The following is a 19,222-nucleotide window of genomic DNA, read 5'->3' on the forward strand; positions in this document are numbered from 1 at the left end:
ACCCACAAGTGACCGTTGTGGCCGATCAGGCGGTGTGGTCGTCCGGGTTCTCCCAGTAGTAGCACTCCGGATCGTAGACCGCGGGGGTCGGATGGATCCACGGGTTGACGAAGCCACCCAGCGCCAGATTCTCCTTCCTCGGGACGTTGCGCAGATCCTTCTTGATCACCATCACCTGCGGGTAATTGGCCACGCAGCCCATGAAGAACGGACCTTCGGTGGTGTGGATCTTGAAGATCTCCCAAATCAGCTCGGCCCGCTTCAACTCGTCCGGCTCGACCCGGGCCTGGTTGTAGAAGTCCTGCAATTTGGCCACCGGGCTGTCGGCCTCCGGCTCGACCCGTGGCGGGTGCCGCTTGTACGGGTCGACATCCAACTCCTTCTTGAGTTCCGGAGTGCCGAGCAACGAATACCAGCGGCCCTGCAGCGGCGCCCAGTGGTCGACCTGGACGGGGACGACCCAGCCGGCGTAGATCAGCGGGTGCCCGTCGCCGACCTCCCAGTTGGTGTGCGTCATCAGCTTGCCGGTGGCCCACTGATCGCCGAAACTCTGCGGCGGGATCGGGTTCTTGTCCATCCGCAGGCCGACCGCCTTCAGGTCGGCAATCAACTGATTGTCCTTGGCCGTGTGTTCGGCCGACTGATCGGCCGAGTAGTCGAGCCGGAGCTTGAGCGGCTTGCCTCCTGGCAGCTCGCGGAAGCCGTCGCCGTCGGTGTCCTTCAGTCCGAGCTCGTCCAGAATCTGCTTGGCCTTGTCCGGATCGTGTTGGACGTAGGAATCTCGCCAGTCGGTGTAGACCTTCTTGCCCTCGTCGTTGATCTGGAATTCCTTGGCCTTGGGGCTGAGCGTGCCGGTGGTCTTGTCGCCGGTGTTGAAGTAGACGCCCTTGCGGACGCTGTCCCGGTCGAACGCGTACGAGACGGCCTGCCGGAATTTCGGTTCCCGGAACAGCTTGCGCAGGGTCGGATCGATGTAGTCGTAGTTGAAGAAGAAGATCGAGCCGGTGCCCGAACCGCTGTCCCACAGGACGATCTCGGTGCCTGCCTTCGCGGTGGAATCGCGGATCCCGGCCACGTCGGTCAGCCCGATCTGGTTGAACGATCCCTGGCAATAGTCGATCGAGCCCTGCTGGACCTGGAGTTTGCCGGACTCGGGATCGCTGATCACCGAGACCTGGATCTCGTCGATGTACGGCACTTGATCGCCGTTGGGCATGACCGCCCAGTAGTACGGATTGCGTTCCAGCACGACGCCCTTGTTGCTGTTGAAACTCTTGCAGCGATAGCCGGTCATGGTCGGGCAGTCGGGATTGCGATGCCAGTCGCATTTGGTCGTCATGATCCCGCCGACGCTGTCCCAGTCGTCGGGAACGTTCTTCCCGTAATCGGGGTGGAACTGCTTCAGGTAGTGACTCGGCATCATCCAGATCGGACCGTTGTCCCCGTTGGCACCGTTGGCCCAGGCCGCCAGCTTGTCGGCCGTCATCGGAGCCGGGGCGTCGAAGGTCATCGTGAGCGTGAGGTCATCCGGGGCGCTCAGCTTCGCGATCGTGCCCTTGCCGGAGCGGGTGTCGTCGGGCGGGATCTGCGACATCTTGCCCGGCAGCACGAACTTCTCCCACCACCACATGATGTCGCCGGTGGTCCAGGGCTCGCCGTCGGACCACTTCAGCCCCTTCCGGAAATGGAAGGTCCACTCGGTGGCGTCGTCGTTGGCTTCCCAGCTCTCGGCCAGCCCGGGACCGATGTCCTGGCCGTCGTTGAGGTAGCGGACGATCGAGTGGCCGTAGAAGAACTCCTTGTCCGAGTTGGCCTTCGCCGCACCCTGGGTCGAGACGACGTTCATGTTCAGCTGGCCGCCGTACTTGCCCGGCTTCGCCCAGCGGTGCGGGATCACGTACGGGTTCTCCGGCAGCCGTTCGGCGACCGGGGGCAGGCCCTTGCCGTCCAGGGAGGGGGCCTGCTGGTACGCATTCGGCTTCGGCAGCGGCTTGGTGGCCGATCCCTTCGCGCCGGAGCCGCTGCCGCCGCCGGTCTGGTCGGTGGGCTTGTCGTTGCCGGTACAGGCGCTGAGTGCTGCACCGCCGGCCACGGCCGCGGCCGCATACAGGAACCCTCGGCGCGTCATCGAGGAGAGTGTGGGCTGGTGGGAAGCGGTCATCGTCGATCCTTCCGGTCAATCGAGGCACAGGTATCCGGGACACTAACGGCGTGGCGATCGGCCGACGTGTGCGAGGTGACGCGTTTCCATTGGCTGAGACGGCGCTCAGGAAGTCGGTCGCCGCTCGCGCGATTTCTGCGCGAGGCTCGGCCATCGCTATAGTTGGCTGCCGCTGACCGTGCGAATACGCGCGGCGAGCGCGCCACCTTAGCTCAGTCGGTAGAGCGATTCACTCGTAATGAATAGGTCGTCGGTTCGATTCCGACAGGTGGCTCCATCCCGAAATCCCTCTGACCTGCGGGAACGCCGAACCAGCGGCCAGGTCGAGGGGTCCGAGGGGCCCCAGCCACTGCGATTCAGGGCCGAAGAGTGACTAACTGCGTGACTAGGCACCCTCGCCACCTTTGCTCTCCGGCAGCGGAAAAAGCGTGTCCATCATGGTTGCCCCGGTCTGAATCACCGGTCGCAGATGATGCCGATAGACCAGCTCGGTCGTCTTGGTGTCCTTGTGCCCGACCAGGTCAGCAATCGCCTCCAGGGTCAGCCCGGAGTCCGACAGCAACGACACGAAGGAGTGCCGCATCTCTCGCGGCGTCCACTCCTCTGGAACAACACCCGGAACCTTCTGCAACGCCAGCCGGAAATCCCGGATCACGTTGTTGGCGTTCATCACCGTTCCGGCAGAGGTAGCGAACACCAGCCCGGAATCCGCCCAACTCGTCGCCTTCAGCCGGGCCTCGGCCTGCCGCGCCTTGTGCTCCTTCAACACCATCACCGCCAGAGCAGGTAATGCGAGCGTCCGCCGAGACGTCCTGGTCTTCGTATCGCCGCCGGCCCGGACCGATCGCCAGACCTCGACCAGTGGCGGGTCCTCGTCCAGGTGGACATGCTCCCAACGCAACGCCCGCATCTCCTCCGTCCGAGCACCGGTCAGCAGCGACACCGCGATATAACAGTGCATCCGATCGCCCCGCGTGAACGTGAGCACGGCCTCGGCCTGCTTCAACGTCAACGACTTGGACCTCCGACCGACCCGGCCACGAGGCGTCCGACACAGATCCACCACGTTCCGCTCGACGTAGCCCCGCTTCATCGCCCGAGTGATCGCCGAACTCAGACACCACTTCACCAACCGCAACGTGCTCGACGCGAGCTCAACGGCCAGACCCGCCAGCCACTCGTCCACCTCCTCCGGGCGCAGCTCGCGCACCTTGCGACCGCCAAGGTTCGGCACCACATGCCTGGCACACAAGCTCCGATACCGCGTCACCGTGGTCGGATCGGCATCGCCCTGACCATGATCAAGCCAATCCTCGACGGCCTGCCCGACCCGATAATGCTCCGAACCACGCACCAGCCCGAACCGGTAATCCCGCACCCGCTTATCCAGCGCCCGCAGCGCCGCAGCCTCGCTCCGACCCGACGCCTTACGGACAATGCGCTTGCCACGGCCGTCGTAGCCGACCGTCTTCTCGGCGATCCAACGTTGCCGCTGCTCACTCCAAGAGACGCCGCCCTCACCCGGCCGTCGCCGTCGTCGGTGACCACCACCCTGATCACTCATGCCGCATCCAGACTGGCAACCCACTCCGCCAGTGCGTCGACCGGAACCCTCCGACGGTTGCCGATCTTGACCGTCCGCAACTGCCCCGACCGGATCAGCTCGTAGATCGCACACTTACTGAGTCGGAGCGCTTCGGCGGCCTCATTCACGTTGTACAACACCGGAATCACCGTCCGCGCTACTTCACGATCACTCATCACACCCACTCCTCTCCGTCAGCTAGTTGATCTTGAAATTTGTTGATCTTGGACGCCCGCCATTGGTCGTACTCCCGCGCCCTCGCGGCCGCCGCCAGCGCCAACGCCTCATCGCCGGCATTCGGCCAACCGGTGCCCTGGAACCGCCATTCACCGACGACCAGGGTCGTGTCCTCGTCCTCGGCGAGCAGTCGGGCTTCAAGATCACGAACATCTAGCGGATTGCCGGTGCGGCGGGCTTCGGCGGCCAATTGTTGGAAGCGGTGTCGGGCTCGGCGGAGTGCGCCGAGGGTGACCGAGTACCGGCGCGACTTGCTGGAGAAATGCCCGCGAAAGCCGAGCATGTGCGCCCACTTGCCGAGCAGCCGGTAGGGGGAGTGGACATGATCATTTCGACGGCCGCGGTCGGCCAGATCCCGGGCGGTTCGGGCGAGCCGGTCCAGATGTGGCCGTAACCGTTGATCATCTTCGCGCAGGCTGCTGGCGTCCTTGGTGGCGTACTTGGCCAGGTACCCGGCGACCTGCTCGGCGGTCAGCGCGCCGGTTGGGTCATCGGTTCGTGACCCGGCACGGACCACTCGGACGTCGATTTGGTTGCCCCAGGCCAGTCGGCGCGGTTGATCATTGTCGTCGACAGCGGGGGCGGTGTAGGTGACGGATCGAGCGGCCTGGTCGACCAGGGCCGCGAGTTGATCACCCAACAGCGGAGAAGGCGATCCCGGCCCGTCCGGTCCGTCGATCCGGATCAGGGCGTGGAAGTGGACCAGGCCGCGGGCCTGGTACTCGGCGACCTTCGCGAACTGCACCGACGCGACCCGTTTCAGGTGTCGCTCACTCACTTGCAGTTCGGCCGCGACGGCGCGACGAAGCGCGATCGTGGTGCGCCGCCAGAGTTCGGGTGCCCACCATTGCCAGACGACCGCCGAAGTCCAGTCGTAGCAATCGGCACACAACGGTGTGCCAACGATCGGATCATCATGATCATGGACGGCCATGCAGCCGATCCGGCGTCCATGATCACAAACCTTGACCCGATCTCGCGGCCGACAACGTGCCCCCGACTTCTGTCCGTTCTTGCCGTGTGATCCGTGGACGTGTCCGAACGACGGGGCAGTCAGGGTGACGAACAGGAGTGGGTTGTCTGCCACGGTTTCGGGAACGGTTTTGCCGCCGGCCACGCCGGATTTGATCATGGCGAACGTGTCGCGGGCGTAGGTGCGTGAGCACGATGGGCACACGTCGGCGCGCCGGTTCCCGCACGCCCGATACAACACCCCCAACGGCGCATCGGTCGAGGAGAACGACGACAACACCTCACCGGTCGCCGTATCGATCGTGGTCGAGCTGCCCGTTAGCCGGATCGGGTGCGCGCAGTAGCCAACCCCGGCAGCGGTCTGGGCGAACGCATCATGGGATTTGTCGACCAGTCGAGCCAGGATGCCCGCTTCGGCGGCCGGCGACAGGTTCGCCAGGTCCAGCGGGACGTCCTCGCTGAAGCCCGGAAACTCCCGGACCGTGGGCTCGCTCGTCATCGTGGTCATGCCGCTTGACCGTCAGCGGTGTCGTCGAGGTGTTGCCAGGCACCGGCCCAGAAACCACCGGTCACCTCGGCCTCCTGGACGTAGTCGCGGCAGGCGTCGATCACCGGGCAGCCAGCGCAGGTCCGGATCATCTGATCCAGGTCGGCCTGGTCGAGCGAATGACCACGCCGCGCCCCGATCCACGGCAGCCCGGGCCGATCAACACAGGCGGCCTCATTGGTCCATCCGAGCCCGGTCATTGCGTGCTCCGGTACCGGCGGCGGACCTTGTTGCGCTGCATTCGCTGCCACAGATCATCTCGACCGGCCTCGTACAGATACCGCTCCAGGGCCGGGGCCTGGAGCCGGTCGATGGCCGCGGCCAGGGTCAGATCGGGATCGAGGTCGAGCAGATCCTCGACCTGCAGGGCCCACCACTGCCGAGTACGGACACTGCGGTGTCTGGTCAGACGATCGAGCAGGTCGCAGCGGCCCGCCTGACGCAGGCCATTGCGCACCGTCCTCGGTGCCCGGCCGAAACGGGTCGCTACCCGGGCAACCGTCCAGCCCGGATCGGCGTCCAGCAAATGCTCAACCACCACAGCCCACTGATCCGCCGTTCGCGGAGGCTCGATCAGCATCCGGTAGCTCTGCGATGCGACGCTGGCCTGCGGATATTCCGCGTTCACCGGTCGTGCGTTGGGGTCGTCGATCCCGTCACCCGACCACACACACGGCAGCGGCCACGCCAACCCAGCCGCACGATTCCGCGCCCAGGTCGCACCCATCGACGCCGGTGGTGCAGGTTGTTGGGTGAGTTGTTCGTACAGGCTGCTCAGCCGATCCCGAGTGGCAACCCGGATCACGCGGGATCGCCCGGCCAGGGTCGGCCACAGGATCCCGTCGGGAAGTTCAGCCATCTTCGCGATCGACTTCACCGACCAGCCCAACGCCACAAGAGCCCGGAGCCGGCGCATGGTGCCGATCGGATTGACCCAACCGGACTGTTCGGGGCCGATCAACTCCGGCTCGACCGCCAGCAGACGACCGGCGGTGTCCTGCCTCACCCGCTCGGATGGGCCGCGGCCATGGACGCCGACCAGCAGGGCAGTGATCGTGTTCGTGGCCAGCCCGGACCTGCGCCCGATCTGCGGCTTGGTCAATCCCGCCGCCAACAGTCGCTCGACATGGGCACGGACCGGTGCCGGGTCCACCCACACCGTGCGCCCGGTCATGCCGCACCCGCCTTCGGTGTCCGGACACGCCGGGACCGTTCCCGTTGCCGGTCGACCGGTTCCGTCGGGGTGATCAGGACCGCCTGCACGCCTGTCCGAAACCGGGTCGCGACCTGGCGGATCTGATCGTCGGACCAGTAGTCGGCCCGGACGCGATCGGTGCTGCCAGTGTCCTCGACCAACCAGCCCACACCCGGCGTCGCCGGACTGATCCGATGCGCCGGGGCGAGCTTGGCCATGCCATCGCCAAGCACCATCGAGGTTTCCTCGCCCGACCGCAGCCGCAGCGCGACAGTTTGGGTGAACAGCCCGCGCATGCCCACGATTTCCTTGCGCGGGTCCTGGACGAAGGCGACCACGACGACGCCCAGGGCGCGGCCCTGAGTCAAGATCCGTGCCAGCAGTCGGTCGGCTTCCTTCTTCACCTCCGCCGGGGCGTAGGCGGTCAACGCGGCCAGCTCGTCGATCACCAACACGTGCAGCGGATCACTCGGCGCCGGTCGGTGTTGCCGAGTCCGGCCGGCCATCGCCTGGCCGCGTTGCTCAGTCACCTCGGCCAACGTGGCCAGCACCCGCACCGCCTCATCGGCCGTCCGGGCGAACGCGGAGAACAGGTGGCGGCCGGTGGCCAGCTCGACGCCGGCCTTCAAGTCCACGCCCCACAACCGAACCAGGTCGGCATGCACAGCCGGAGCCAGGCCACAGCAGATGCCCCACAGCACCGAACCCTTGCCCGATCCCGAAGCGCCGACACACAGGGTGTGGCGTCCAGTGATCGGCAATAGCCAATCCCTGCCCGCCTGCGTCCGGCCCAGGCGAACCGTGTCCACCACCAGGCCGTCGGGTTCGGTTCCGATCGTCGGCGTGATCAACACGTCCCGCATGATCAACTCGATCGCCACCGTCGATCCCGACACCGGCCAACACCGGACCGCGACAGCATCGAAGATCGAGCCGATCCGTTCCGCGCCGGCCTCCAACTCCGTCACCGTCTGACCCGACCGGGCCCGGATGATCAACTCCATCGCATGACTGGTCGTCCGAACCCTGGCCAGTCGGGGACAGCGCCACGATTCGGTGATCATCCGCTCACCGGTCAGCGATCGACGCTCCACCCTCCGCCGCTCGGCCAGGTGCGCGTCGCGACAGACCGCCTCCCACCGCGAGGTGATCACACGCCGCCACCGAAGCCGCCGCCACGGTCCAGCCGCCAACCGCTCGAACGATCGAGGAGATGCCGCAACCCACGTCGCGCCGACCAGGCCAGGCGACACACCAACCGCGACCACCACGGCGACCAAGATCAACTCCTGGCTCAGCCACCAGACCGTGACCGCTGTCAGCAACAGCAAGGCGAGCCAGCACTTGGCCCGAAGCAGCCAACGGCCCAGCCACCGCAACCCCCGAGCCGCGGTGGCTGAACCGACAGTGCTGCCAGTCATGACGCCGCCAACTCCACCGGGCCGGCGTTCACATGGATGTTCGCTGTCGCCAGCAGCAGATCCGGCACCACCTCAACCACACGCCGCGGGGCCAAGATCGGTGCACCCCAGAACTGGCCGCCGCAGCTGCACGACCAGGAATCGGCGCTGAAATCGACCCGATGCCCACCGCCTTCCAGCCGCCGGACAGGGCCGACCTGCGAGCACCAGCGGCACAACACCACGCCGCCAGCGAAGAAGTCGAACCAATGCGCCGAAGCACTCCGCCCGCCGTACCCGCAAAGATCACACCAATACAGCGTCAACTGTGCGGTGCTCATCACGCCGCCCGAGAACCAGAGCCGCCGCTGGCCGACCCACCAGGCTTCTTCGCCTCACCCGGCGCCATGATGTCCTCGGCCTTGAACGACCACGCCACCCGCGCACGATCGCGACCCTCACGATCCTTCCCACCGCCGTAATCCACCCACGCCAACGCCGTCAACCCGACGAACTCCACCGGCCGCCAAGGAGTCCCGGTCGGATTCTCCGGCGGCGTCGGCTGCACCCTCGCTGCCAACTTCACCGTCACCGCCGTATCCCGCTTGCCCGCCTCATCGTCGGCGTCCAGGACCGTGACCTGCCACAACGGCAGGCCAGTGTCCTTGTCGAGTTGTTGCGGACGTGACCCGTCCTGTCGCTGCGGTGCGGTGAAATCAGCCACCGCCTCAACCGAGCCCTTCATGTACGCGCCCATCGGGAACACATCACCGTGAGCGACCTTGAACCGCTTCTGCAACGCCATCGTCTTGCCCTTCCACTCGCTGAATACAGCACTAACGCTGTACACGCTATACAGCACTCGTGCTGTAGTCAATGGCTTCGTCGATTCAACTGTGATGTGTCGCGGCCAAGCAGAGAGGGGCCAAATTAGGGGCCAGTTGGAGGTGACCGCCGGTATGGTTCCCGCCATGTCTCGCCTTTGGTTCGACACGGAGTTCATTGACGACGGCCGGCGGATCGAGCTGCTGTCGATCGGGGTGGTTCGCGATGACGGCGCGACGTACTACGCCGAGCCGATCGAAGCGGACCGCGAGGCGGTCAATCCCTGGGTGCGCGAGAACGTGTTGCCAAAGCTGTGCGGACCGCAGAAGGCCCGACACGAGATCGCGGCTGACCTGGTTGCATTTGCCGGTGCGAATCCGGAATGGTGGGCCTACTACGCCGACTACGACTGGGTAGCTCTGTGCCAGCTATTCGGCCCCATGGTGGATCTGCCGAGCGGGTGGCCGATGTTTTGCCGCGACCTGGAGCAGCTCGCAGTTGATCTTGGGATTGACATTGAATCGAGCGTGCCGCCCAGTGGTCAACATCACGCCTTGGCGGACGCTGAATGGACCCGCGCCGCGTGGGACTTCTGCCAGTCGGTCAAGCTGGGGAGCGAATCAGTTCTCTGACTGCATCGGCACGCTCCGGCGCATGCGAAGACATGATCTTGGAAGCCTCCCGTAGCTTCTCGACCGCATGGCGATTCAGAGCTACGGCATCGTCTGCAATCTCATTGGCCACCTTCACACATCCGTCGACTTCGCCGCTTGCTGCGAGGGCGAGCGAGAGGCAGCTACCGATCCAGGCCTGGTCTCGCGGATAGGTCGACTTGATCCGCTCGTATCCAGTGGAGAGCAGATCAACGGCGACGGGGAAGTTGCCGAGTTGCAGCTCGATCGTTCCTTGTTGCCTAAGAAGCCAATCCTCGTCGTAGAAGTACAGCCAATCGGGGGCGGCCTTCGCAGAATCAGACGCAAGTTGCAGGAGCTCGCCAGCACGCTCAAGCTCGGCTCTCGCCGTTTCTGCGTCGCCAGCCAGTGCGAACCCTCGCGCCGAAGTCTGACGAAGCATTCCGCTCAGCCCAGGGGAGAGCCCGTCGTACTCATCGGCGGCCGCGATCGAGCGCTGGCACAGTCGTGCGTCGCCCTGCCCCCAAGCGTGGTGCGCCTGCATACTCAGCGCGGTTGCAGCCAATTCCGAATGATCCGCTTGCTCGGCCCACTCTCGTGATCGCCCGTACCAAGCCGATGCCTCGGCGTGATCGGCCGTGGTGACCGCCATCCACCCCAGGAACTGCGCGTACTGCGCCGCCAAGTCGACGGCGCCGATCCGCAGGTCACCCTGAGACTTGTTCGCGATGTCGATCACGGCGTTCAACTGCGCACGAGCCACCGGAGCAATTGGCTCTGCGCCAAGATCATCTTCTGCCGTCCGATGCCGAGCCAGGCAGTCCGTGATCCAGTCGAGCGTGGCGGCATCCGGACGACGCAATCCCGAGACCACACCATCGACTCGTTGCGCCTCGTCTGGATCAGGGGCGATATTTGGCAGGTTCAGAGTTGGAATCGGAGCGTTCCCGCGTAGCGCCTTCGCAGCAGTGCGCGACTCCTGAACACGGTCGAAAGGGATGCCGCCAACATCGGCAATCCACCTTGCCCAATGGTGTTGAGGAACACGAACCCCGCGCTCCCACCGCGAGACCTCGGTCCTCGTGAGCGTGACTTCGCCCGACGCCTGGTTCAGCTCGTCGGCAAGATCACCTTGGGACCACCCGTTAGCACGACGGATGCTCGCGATCAGATCGCCGATCACCATATCGTCCGCCATGGCCAGGTTCACCCACGCTCGCGCTTCTGAGCCTGGCGCTTCCTGGGACGGCTCGCGTGCCACTCCTGGATGGTCTCCGGGCGCCACAGCCGCATGTTGCCCATGGTTCGGTCGGGTGTAGGCATTTGGCTGCGAGCCAGGTACGCCCGGATGGTGGAAGCGGACACGCCCAGCGCGTTAGCCACATCCTCTGTCGTCCACCAGTCAGTCGGCGGATCGCCTCCCGGCACCATGTGTCCACCGTACAAGGCCCGTGCTGTACTCCAATGCGGCTGTTGTCTGACGCACTGCGCGTCCACACTGCGACGTTCGCTCGGCGGAAAGTTCTCTCCGGCACTACTTGGCCAGTTACCCACGACGTGACTACTCCTCTAGCCACCCCGATGGGATGAGAGCAACGCCGTTGCGCCAGTTGTCTATCACCGCGTCCTGGAACCATCCATCGGCCAGGTTGGCGTGGTCGCACACGATGACCTGCAGCGAGCCATCGAGAGCAGCCACGACGTCCCGCATGAGAGTGAATTGTCGTCGCACAGCTTCCCAGTCAGCGTTTTCATCATCCGCGGCGTCGACAATCTCCTCAGGAAAGAATGCTTGCGTCGGCTGGTCGAACATCAGGAAGCGCGGGACTGGTCGGTCATTAGTTGCGAACCAATGATGAAGAGCGAGGTGCGCGGCCAGATGGTAGCCCACCCAGTTCTCTGCACTACCCATACGAGCTAGCGGAATTCGGCCGCCAGGGCGCTGGATTGCCACGGTCAGCTGGACCGGGTCAAGGCGGACGTAATGCTCAGACCCTTCGAGTTGGAGGAACCGCGCATAGTCAGTCATCAGATCCGAAATTGCGTCCACCGCCGACCGAAGCAAGGCGTCGGGGTTATCGCGATCCGCCAACTCCTCGAGCCGGGCCAACCGTCCTCGCTGCTGACGTTCGGCAGCTCTCAACTCGGCGAGGTCCCCGGCCACGTCTACGCCACGTTCCAACTCCTGACTGACTCGGCCTTGGAGAAAAGCGATTCGCTCGGCCCGTTCCCGGCCATCCGCTATGGCGCCTTCTTGCTGTGCTAAGGCGTCAAGTTCAATCAGATTCTCTTGAATTGCCTCTATGAGTGGGGCCCGTCTGCCGCGCAAGCGTTCGATGCTCGCATCACGTCGTGCGGCGGCTCCAGTCGAGGACTGAAGGCGCAGCTCCAGGCGCTCCAACACTGCACGGAGTTCATCAATCGTTTCGTCTCGATGAGACAGGCTTTGGTCACAAAGCGGGCACACGCTGACATCGCCATCGGTTAGGTCCCCAGCTGGCACTAGCAAGTCCAAAGCTCGTAGCCGCTGTACCTGATAGCCGGCTTCGCCCAGTTCGTCCGATTGTTCCTTCCCTAGCCGCTCCAGTAACTCAATCTGGTCGTCGATCTCGCGAACGCGACTCCTGAGGGAATTGCGTTCCTCCGTCAGTAGGCGCCGCCGCAACGATGTTTCGTCCCCACCGCCCAAGTCTGAGGCCGTCGAGTAGGCCATTATCTCCTCAAGGAGCGACAGTACTCCTTCACGCGCTAATACGGCGTCGCCCGGAAGCACGTCGAGGGATGTAGCAGACTCGATAATGTGGGTGATACGCGCGTCTTGCTGCTCCAAGTCCTGTTCCATGGATCTCATCGCGTTTAACGTCCGTTGGAGAGCCCGTCGGGCGGTCACCAGTTGGCGTCGAATTGCAGCCTGCTCGGGAGTCGCGGCGCCCAGAAAATACGGGAGCGTCTCACGAATGGTTCCGCGGATCTCATCCTTTACCTGCCGATGGAACAGTATGTCGCGACTTGCAATTTCCCCTTGCGTTTGGAAGCAAAAGAACAGCGCCTGGCGGACCGAGACATCGAAAGACGATCGTAGGGAACTTGCATCCGCCTCAACCGTGAATGCTTCTATGCCGAGGCGTCCCGAAAGTGTGTCTCGAACGACGTCTGTGTCGGCATTAACCTCCAATTCCGCGAAATCTGGGGCTGTGAGATCTAAGCCCCCGGTTCGAACCATTGCCCGGTTGGTGGTCGCCGTTTCAGGGTTCGGCCTGCAGATGAGCACTCTTTCGTCAGAAAACTGCACCAGTACGTAGTACCAAGATGCGATATCACTGATTGTCCCTTGCGAGATCGTAACTGTATCGCGGCCGAGACAATATTCAGCGATGTCCAAGATCGCCGTTTTCCCTGTCTTTGATTTGCCCGTCAAAATGTTTAGTGCGTTGGTCTGGAACTTCACATCGCGCCTTTGGCCCTTCTTCCCGTAGACGCCGAGCGCAACTAACTGCATGTCAATTTCCGATCCCAAGCAACTCAAATGCCATGTGTGTGTCGACTGCGTTGAACCATTGGCCGCAGATCGCAGCCGCCCGAACGGACTTCTGAAGTTCTTCCGGCCAATTCTTCGCTGGCTGTTTCGGTCGCTTCAATGCCACGAGAGAAGTTCCATCCATGCCCAGCCGGCGTGCTCGCAGTCCGTGGCGAATTGCCCGCTTCGTCGGCTGCACCATTGTTGCGACCCGGTACTCCATGTCGGCAAGCAGGTCGGGCTGCCTTACTGCCCATCGCGAGAGCGTGATCCGGCGATCTCGCGGTAGACTTTCGCGCGTTGGCGGGTGCAGGGTCAATGGGAGAATCAAATACGCAGCGGGCCAGTCCAACCCGCTCGAACCTATTCGAGCCTTATTCCAGCACGCATTCACCAACAGTTCCGACGTGAAGACAACGTTGAACAGTGCGATTGCCTCGGGTGACCTTGCCGTCCGAGAAGAGTCATCGCTTCGCATCTCAGACATGAATCAGTAAGGCCTCCAACTTCTTCTCAAATTCAGGGTGCCACCCGATTCTTTGGCCCAATTCTCCGTCCGCAAGTGCATGAAGCATCCCGCGATTGAACCACTGTTCGTCGAACCGCTCACGTACCCGTGCGCGACAGGTCTTGGTAAGTTCCGCCAAGATTTCCTGCCCGACAAGCTCTGCGTCAGTGCGTCCAGAATGCGACATGGAGGCCATGCTCGCATCGAAGATCTGCTCCCACTCGTCGTGCAACTTGAACGCGTAGCGATCCAACTCCGCTTCCGCAAGTAATTGATGCCTGAGCCAAAAGGACCGTTGAGAATAGGCGCGATGGTAATCGCGGATCGCTTTCCATAACCGGTTGTTTTCGAACGCTATCCAGAGCAGTTGTTGAACAAAGGGTCGGTCTTTATAGGTGTCGACTATGGACTCATCGTAGTCCTGCATTACCTGTGGATCCACAGGTAAAGTGTCGTGCTTCAGCTGATCTGCAATGTCGTTGACTTGTAAGACGAGGTCGTTTCCCGTGATCGCCTCGAGATTGCCCGCAAGCAACTGGACAGATATTCCCGCCCACCAGCCCTTGATGAGGTGCGTGAAGACAGGTTCCTTGCCAACCGGGATGGCGAATCGAAAGGTTCTGGTCAAGTCCTTGTCGAAATCAGAGGCTTGAGTGGAGTTATCGTCAATCACGATTTTTCCGATCAACTCCTCCTGGCCGTCGATGCCCATCTTGATGAATTTTTGTCGCCATGGTGCGCTGGTGCTGCTCCGCGACTCCTCTGCGGCCTTAACCAGAGCGCTCAATGCGCCGGCTGTATCCCGATCGGCCCCGGACCGCAGGCCACGAAGGGGGGAGTTGCTGGGGATCTTCTGGGTCGTAACCAGGCGCAGCAGTAAGTCTTCGCAGGACTGTAGGTCCATCCAGACATTTAGTGTCCGCCACAGATCCGTGCTGGACGGAGTGAGGGAGCCCGAGGACGATCCAATGTGATGCTTTGTCTGGAGAAGCTCTTCTGGAGTGCCGCTCGCGTCAAACTGAATATCGTCCAGGCACTCCAATCGAAGCTGGGTCGCAGGATCTGGGGCGCGGCGCCCCAGCTCGACGAGGGCCCACATGCATTGGTGGAGATAGCCAAGCGCCTGCCCAGCAGCGCTGTGCTGCGGCGCGCCAGATGCCACGAATCCAATTCCTTTCGCGTGGGGCCAAGTGTCGCGAGCCTAATGCCAGATACGGCGCCGTGCGGGCGATCTCCCCGTTTTGTCGGGCCTAGCTGTCTGGCCTACTGGTCTGTGGCAGACCTTGCAGACCTCGCAGACCTCGCAGACCTTGTTGTGATCCGACAGGTGATGTGCGACAGAGTTCCGCCAGCTGATGTGCGACAGCTGGCCTAGGAAACTGAGGGTTCAGCGGTCCGTGGCCGCTGTCCCTTGATGCTACGCACCGGGTCGATGGTGGTCCTGCGGACCACGAGTTCATCGGCTCCGGGCAACTCGATAGCCAGACTGGTCTCGGACACATGCACGGTGACGGTGCGGTGTTGGTGTTCTCGGCCGAGCGCGACGTGCTGGCCGGCGACGGTGACGACGCCGGTGTTGGAGGCCCGCCGCTGGACGGTGATCGGCTCGGTCGAGGGCCGGGGAACCGGGCCGACCGGGCGGGCGTGTCTGAGATCGAACGCCTCACCCGGTTCCAGCGGGTTGGGTCGCACCCGCAGCAGTTCTCGCGTGTCGGGGTCGAAGAACAGCAGCGGGGCACCTTCCTCGATGAAGATGCCGACCCGACGCCCGGCCAGAATCTCCGCTGCCAGGACCACCCGGTTGCCCAGCGACACGGTGCCGGCTCGGCCCACGGTCCGCTCGACCTCGGTCACGGTCCGACTGGCCCGGCTGCCCGGACCGGGCTTGGCCGGCAACGGCGGCGCACCGGCCGGCACCGCACCTTGGCCGGTCAGCACATCGAGGTCGGTGACGGTGAACCGAGATCGCAAGGACTTGACCCGGGTTCCGCCGATCGACAGGTGCACCCATTGGCAGTCGATCCAAAACCGCACCACCTGACCTGCCCGGCCCGGTCCGAGCCAGAACTGGTTGTTGCACAACGCCATGTTCCCCGACGCCGGCACCACCCGATCCAACTCGATCGCCGCACCACTGCCCGGCACCCGAACCGCTGGTTGCCCGCTCACCGGTTCATGATCATCACCCAGGTCATGAACACGCGGCGGTTCGTGATCATTTGCTGACTTGCCGGCGTTGGCGGGATCGCTGGTGGTGTTGAGGATCCCTAACCCGGTCGGCACCCACAACCCAATCCCTGGCACGGCCGCAGCGGGGGTGAACCGGTCGGCCGGCACTACCGGCACCTTGTCGTCTAGTGCCTGGTGCGGCCGGTCGGCGTTATAGCCGGCCACCCAGGCATCCACCGCGGCCTGGGCGGCCTCAACCGATGCGAACGGGCCAGCCTGATCGAGGAAGTCGGGCCGGAACGTGCCGTGAAATCTCTCCACTTTGCCGTTCTGATTCGGCGAGGCCGGCCGGGTCAGCCGGTGCGTGATGCCGTTCTTGCGGCAGATCTTGTCGAACAACACCTCACCCCGGCTGGGCCCATACCGGTTGAACCGGTCGGTGAACTGCTTGCCGTTATCGGTGATCACTTCCTCCGGCACCCCATACCGGGCCAGCGCCTGCGCAAAGGCCAGACACACCGCCCGGCCGGTCGCCCGTTCCACCACCGCCGCCATCACACAAAACCGGGAATGATCATCAACCCCGGTCACGATCTTCGCGCCCCGAATCTCCCCGGTCCGCACATCGACCAGCTCGATCCCGCCGACAATATCGATGCCCCACAACTGCATCGGCCCCTCACGCTGGAACCGGATAAACGACTCCCGCGGCCGTTTCCGCGGCCGCTGCCGCAACAACCCCTGACGGATCAGGATCCGATCGATCGTCCGCTCCGACGGCACCGGCAACGGCACCGAACCATCCCGAGCCCAAGGCAGCGGTCCACGCAACAACTCCAACCGGATCCGCCGCGAACCCCACCGCGGATGCAACCGCCGCATCTCCGCCACCGCCACCTCGACCGGCTCACCAGCCTGATGCGGACACGACACCGGCCGATGCGACCGATCCGCCAGACCGCCGATCTGCTCAGCCAAATAGCGGGCCACCCACCGATGCACCGTCGCTCGATGCACCCCGGTCCGGGCCGCAACCTCGACCACATCCATCCCACTCAGCACTGCCCGGACCGCGTCCAGACGCTGCTCCACCACAGACAAGACAACCAGTACCAATCCCGGCCTCCCTGACTCCGAGACGCCCCACGGAGACGCCCAAAATCAGAGTGCCGACAAGACCGGTGTCGCAGATCAACTGACGGACGTGTGTCGCACATCAACCGACGGAGCACACCTCGCAGACCTTGTGGTCCGTGAGGACTTTCTTTACTGGTTCAAGGCGCGCCTTCGGCGCGCAGCCCGGGCACCCCGGGGCCCCGCCTCGCTGCGCTCGGCACCCCGGGGACCCCACCCGGGCAAACCAAAGGGAGCGCCCGATCCCGCAAGATCAAGACGCTCCACTCATCGACCAAGGCCCGACGATGCCCTGGTCTGCCGATCAACTCACCTCCGAGCCGCCGACCCGATGTTTGATTGTCACTCGCCGCCGGCCGGCGTCAAGAGCACTCCGCTGCGCTCCGTGGCCCAAGGGCTGCCTTCGGCACACTTGACTCCGACCAACGCCGAGTAATTGGCTGGCTATCGGGTCGGTGGCTCTCCCTGGCCAGCGCGGGTGACGAACTGGGTGACAACCCACGCTCACCACCACCACAAACCAGCAAACCAATCCGACGGTCCACCACCGCGACGATAGGCACCGGACGGCGCCCCAGCCGGCTCGTAATGAATAGGTCGTCGGTTCGATTCCGACAGGTGGCTCCATCCCGAAATCCGCTCTGACCAGTACTTTGTAGCGGCCCACCCACAGCAGCTTCAGCAACGACCGATCGGCGAAGGAGCGAACGCCAGCGCTGCGCCTACGGCGTACTTAAGCTTTTCGGTCAGACCGTTCCCAGCCCTGCCGCTGAATCCGGCAGGACCTGACCACCCGCCGGCCCCACGGCGAGTGTGTCTCGACCGGATCCACTACCCGGGCTCCTGGGGCCAGTGGCGGTGCTGTTCGTCGCCTGTTTCGGGTGAGTCGATGGTGGTCGGGATCGGGCTACGATCGGCGGCAGCGTGGGTGGGCACGGCCGACCGGGTGGGGTGATCGGGCGGTGGATCGACCGAACGTGTTGTTCTTCCATGTGGACAATCTCGGATTCGGTGAGCTGAGCTGCTACTCGGGCGGACCATTTCGAGGGGCGTCGACGTCGCGTATCGATGCGTTCGCCGGCGACGGCTTCCGCTTGACCAACTACTGCCCTGAATCGCAGTGCACCCCGAGCCGGTCGGCCCTGCTGACGGGTCGCCACTCGATCCGATCCGGAACCCACAGTGTCCCGATCGGCGCCGGCTCCAACTGGGGCCTGGTCGCGTGGGAAAGGACACTTGGCGACCTGTTGGGGGAGGCGGGCTACGCGTGCGCCGCGTACGGGAAGTGGCACGTCGGGGAGGGGCCGGGACGGTGGCCCACTGATCATGGGTTTCGGGAGTGGTACGGGCCGCCGCGCACTACGACGAGGCGTTGTGGCCTACTGACCCCTGGTACGTCCCGGGCCGAGACCCGGTGTCGCGCATGCTGGAGATCCGTGCCGGATCCGACGTTCCCGCCGAGAAAGATCAGCTGACCTTGGACATCCGGCGCGACTGCGATTTGGACTACCTCCGGCGCGTCGAGGACTTCATCCGTGCCAGTCACGCTCAACAAACGCCGTTCTTCGTGTACTTCAACCACTCACTGATGCACATGCCGGTGATCCCGCGTGAAGAGTTCGGTGGCCGGACCGGTCAGGGAGAGTGGGCCGACAGCTTGCTGGAACTCGACAGCGATTTTGGCCGGCTTCTCGACCTCATCGACGATCTTGACCTCGCCGGCAACACCTTGGTGGTCTTCGCCGGCGACAACGGACCCGAAGACATCTTGCTGTGGCGCGGTTCTCCCGGCTACTGGGAAGGCTCCTACTTCGCCGGGGGCGAGGGCAATCTCCGCACTCCCTGCATAGTGCGATGGCCACGGCATATCCCCGCGGGCACAAGCAGTGACGAGATCATGCACGTCACCGACTGGTTCACCACAATCCTGCACATGGCCGGTCTGACGGCACCCACCGACCGCATCATCGACGGCATCGACCAGACAGACTGGCTGACCGGAAACAGCCAGCAATCGGCGCGTGAGGGGTATCTGTACTGGATGGGCCCCGAGTTGTACGGCGCCAAGTGGCACAACTTCAAGCTCGTTCTCGTCGCTCAGCGGTACCTGGAGGACACGGCCGCCAAGCTCCCCACCCCACGCATCATCAACCTGACCACCGACCCCCAGGAACGCGAACCCGTCGCACTTCCGTACCTGCACACCTGGACCGCCAAACACTTCAACGCCATGATCGAAGACTTCCAGGCCAGCCTGAAGCGCGAACCGCCAATTCCAGTTGGCGCCGCACTGGACTGGGTCCCCACGTCATAACCACAAAGCGATGGTCCAGGCCATGA

18 protein-coding genes and 1 tRNA gene are annotated in these 19,222 nt (G+C 63.9%); 4 read left to right on the forward strand and 15 right to left on the reverse strand.

Going from position 1 to position 19,222, the window contains the following annotated elements; genetic code table 11:
- Positions 1 to 25 precede the first annotated feature (25 nt).
- Positions 26 to 2,161: an ABC transporter substrate-binding protein gene (locus tag FOE78_RS03760; RefSeq protein ID WP_143985130.1), complete on the reverse strand. Its 2,136-nt coding sequence runs from the start codon at positions 2,159 to 2,161 to the stop codon at positions 26 to 28.
- 201 nt (positions 2,162 to 2,362) lie between these two features.
- Between FOE78_RS03760 and FOE78_RS03765 the strand changes: the two genes are divergently transcribed.
- A tRNA-Thr gene (locus tag FOE78_RS03765) sits at positions 2,363 to 2,438 on the forward strand.
- 108 nt (positions 2,439 to 2,546) lie between these two features.
- Here FOE78_RS03765 and FOE78_RS03770 read toward each other — a convergent pair.
- Genes FOE78_RS03770 through FOE78_RS03805 form a run of 8 tightly spaced genes read right to left on the reverse strand, consistent with a single transcriptional unit; the run spans position 2,547 to position 8,959 of the window.
- On the reverse strand, positions 2,547 to 3,725 hold the full coding sequence (locus tag FOE78_RS03770) for a site-specific integrase (protein ID WP_143985131.1): 1,179 nt from the start codon (positions 3,723 to 3,725) through the stop codon (positions 2,547 to 2,549).
- Positions 3,722 to 3,922 carry a helix-turn-helix domain-containing protein gene (locus FOE78_RS03775; RefSeq protein ID WP_143985132.1) on the reverse strand — a complete coding sequence of 67 codons (201 nt, stop codon included), beginning with the start codon at positions 3,920 to 3,922 and terminating at the stop codon, positions 3,722 to 3,724. The genes FOE78_RS03770 and FOE78_RS03775 overlap by 4 nt, the downstream gene beginning before the upstream one ends.
- The gene (locus FOE78_RS03780) at positions 3,922 to 5,463 is read right to left on the reverse strand and encodes a replication initiator (RefSeq protein ID WP_143985133.1); all 1,542 of its coding nucleotides are present in this window, start codon (positions 5,461 to 5,463) and stop codon (positions 3,922 to 3,924) included. Before FOE78_RS03780 ends, FOE78_RS03775 begins: the two co-directional genes overlap by 1 nt.
- The gene (locus tag FOE78_RS03785; protein ID WP_143985134.1) at positions 5,460 to 5,702 is read right to left on the reverse strand and encodes a WhiB family transcriptional regulator; all 243 of its coding nucleotides are present in this window, start codon (positions 5,700 to 5,702) and stop codon (positions 5,460 to 5,462) included. The genes FOE78_RS03780 and FOE78_RS03785 overlap by 4 nt, the downstream gene beginning before the upstream one ends.
- Positions 5,699 to 6,676 (reverse strand): hypothetical protein, encoded by a 978-nt coding sequence (locus tag FOE78_RS03790; protein WP_143985135.1) that lies wholly within the window; start codon positions 6,674 to 6,676, stop codon positions 5,699 to 5,701. Before FOE78_RS03790 ends, FOE78_RS03785 begins: the two co-directional genes overlap by 4 nt.
- Positions 6,673 to 8,118: an FtsK/SpoIIIE domain-containing protein gene (locus tag FOE78_RS03795; protein ID WP_143985136.1), complete on the reverse strand. Its 1,446-nt coding sequence runs from the start codon at positions 8,116 to 8,118 to the stop codon at positions 6,673 to 6,675. Before FOE78_RS03795 ends, FOE78_RS03790 begins: the two co-directional genes overlap by 4 nt.
- Complete coding sequence (locus FOE78_RS03800; protein WP_143985137.1) at positions 8,115 to 8,438, reverse strand: hypothetical protein; 324 nt, start codon at positions 8,436 to 8,438, stop codon at positions 8,115 to 8,117. Before FOE78_RS03800 ends, FOE78_RS03795 begins: the two co-directional genes overlap by 4 nt.
- Complete coding sequence (locus FOE78_RS03805; RefSeq protein ID WP_210414787.1) at positions 8,438 to 8,959, reverse strand: plasmid replication, integration and excision activator; 522 nt, start codon at positions 8,957 to 8,959, stop codon at positions 8,438 to 8,440. Before FOE78_RS03805 ends, FOE78_RS03800 begins: the two co-directional genes overlap by 1 nt.
- Positions 8,960 to 9,044: 85 nt before the next feature.
- Between FOE78_RS03805 and FOE78_RS03810 the strand changes: the two genes are divergently transcribed.
- Entirely contained in the window at positions 9,045 to 9,554 is a 510-nt protein-coding gene (locus FOE78_RS03810) for a 3'-5' exoribonuclease domain-containing protein (protein WP_210414788.1), read from the forward strand.
- Here the strand turns inward: FOE78_RS03810 and FOE78_RS03815 are convergent.
- The 6 genes from FOE78_RS03815 to FOE78_RS03835 form a co-directional block, all read right to left on the reverse strand.
- Positions 9,526 to 10,764, reverse strand: a complete 1,239-nt coding sequence (locus tag FOE78_RS03815) for a helix-turn-helix domain-containing protein (protein ID WP_143985138.1) — start codon at positions 10,762 to 10,764, stop codon at positions 9,526 to 9,528. The two genes, FOE78_RS03810 and FOE78_RS03815, sit on opposite strands and share 29 nt — an antisense overlap.
- Positions 10,761 to 10,985, reverse strand: coding sequence for a helix-turn-helix transcriptional regulator (locus FOE78_RS24670; protein ID WP_143985139.1), 225 nt, complete (start codon positions 10,983 to 10,985; stop codon positions 10,761 to 10,763). Before FOE78_RS24670 ends, FOE78_RS03815 begins: the two co-directional genes overlap by 4 nt.
- A gap of 130 nt (positions 10,986 to 11,115) precedes the next feature.
- Positions 11,116 to 13,053 carry a DUF3732 domain-containing protein gene (locus tag FOE78_RS03825; RefSeq protein WP_143985140.1) on the reverse strand — a complete coding sequence of 646 codons (1,938 nt, stop codon included), beginning with the start codon at positions 13,051 to 13,053 and terminating at the stop codon, positions 11,116 to 11,118.
- 1 nt (position 13,054) lies between these two features.
- On the reverse strand, positions 13,055 to 13,558 hold the full coding sequence (locus FOE78_RS24675; protein WP_407662610.1) for a three component ABC system middle component: 504 nt from the start codon (positions 13,556 to 13,558) through the stop codon (positions 13,055 to 13,057).
- Positions 13,551 to 14,741, reverse strand: coding sequence for an ABC-three component system protein (locus FOE78_RS03830; protein ID WP_143985141.1), 1,191 nt, complete (start codon positions 14,739 to 14,741; stop codon positions 13,551 to 13,553). The genes FOE78_RS24675 and FOE78_RS03830 overlap by 8 nt, the downstream gene beginning before the upstream one ends.
- Before the next feature lie 209 nt (positions 14,742 to 14,950).
- On the reverse strand, positions 14,951 to 16,798 hold the full coding sequence (locus tag FOE78_RS03835) for an IS481 family transposase (protein ID WP_407662642.1): 1,848 nt from the start codon (positions 16,796 to 16,798) through the stop codon (positions 14,951 to 14,953).
- A gap of 1,076 nt (positions 16,799 to 17,874) precedes the next feature.
- Between FOE78_RS03835 and FOE78_RS24680 the strand changes: the two genes are divergently transcribed.
- A complete protein-coding gene (locus tag FOE78_RS24680) occupies positions 17,875 to 18,357 on the forward strand; it encodes a sulfatase-like hydrolase/transferase (RefSeq protein WP_407662643.1) in 483 nt (160 codons plus the stop codon).
- Positions 18,306 to 19,196, forward strand: a complete 891-nt coding sequence (locus FOE78_RS03840; RefSeq protein WP_210414791.1) for a sulfatase-like hydrolase/transferase — start codon at positions 18,306 to 18,308, stop codon at positions 19,194 to 19,196. The genes FOE78_RS24680 and FOE78_RS03840 overlap by 52 nt, the downstream gene beginning before the upstream one ends.
- The last annotated feature ends 26 nt before the right edge of the window (positions 19,197 to 19,222 follow it).

Origin of the sequence: Microlunatus elymi, assembly GCF_007362775.1 — a bacterium.
GTDB classification, from domain to species: domain Bacteria; phylum Actinomycetota; class Actinomycetes; order Propionibacteriales; family Propionibacteriaceae; genus Microlunatus; species Microlunatus elymi.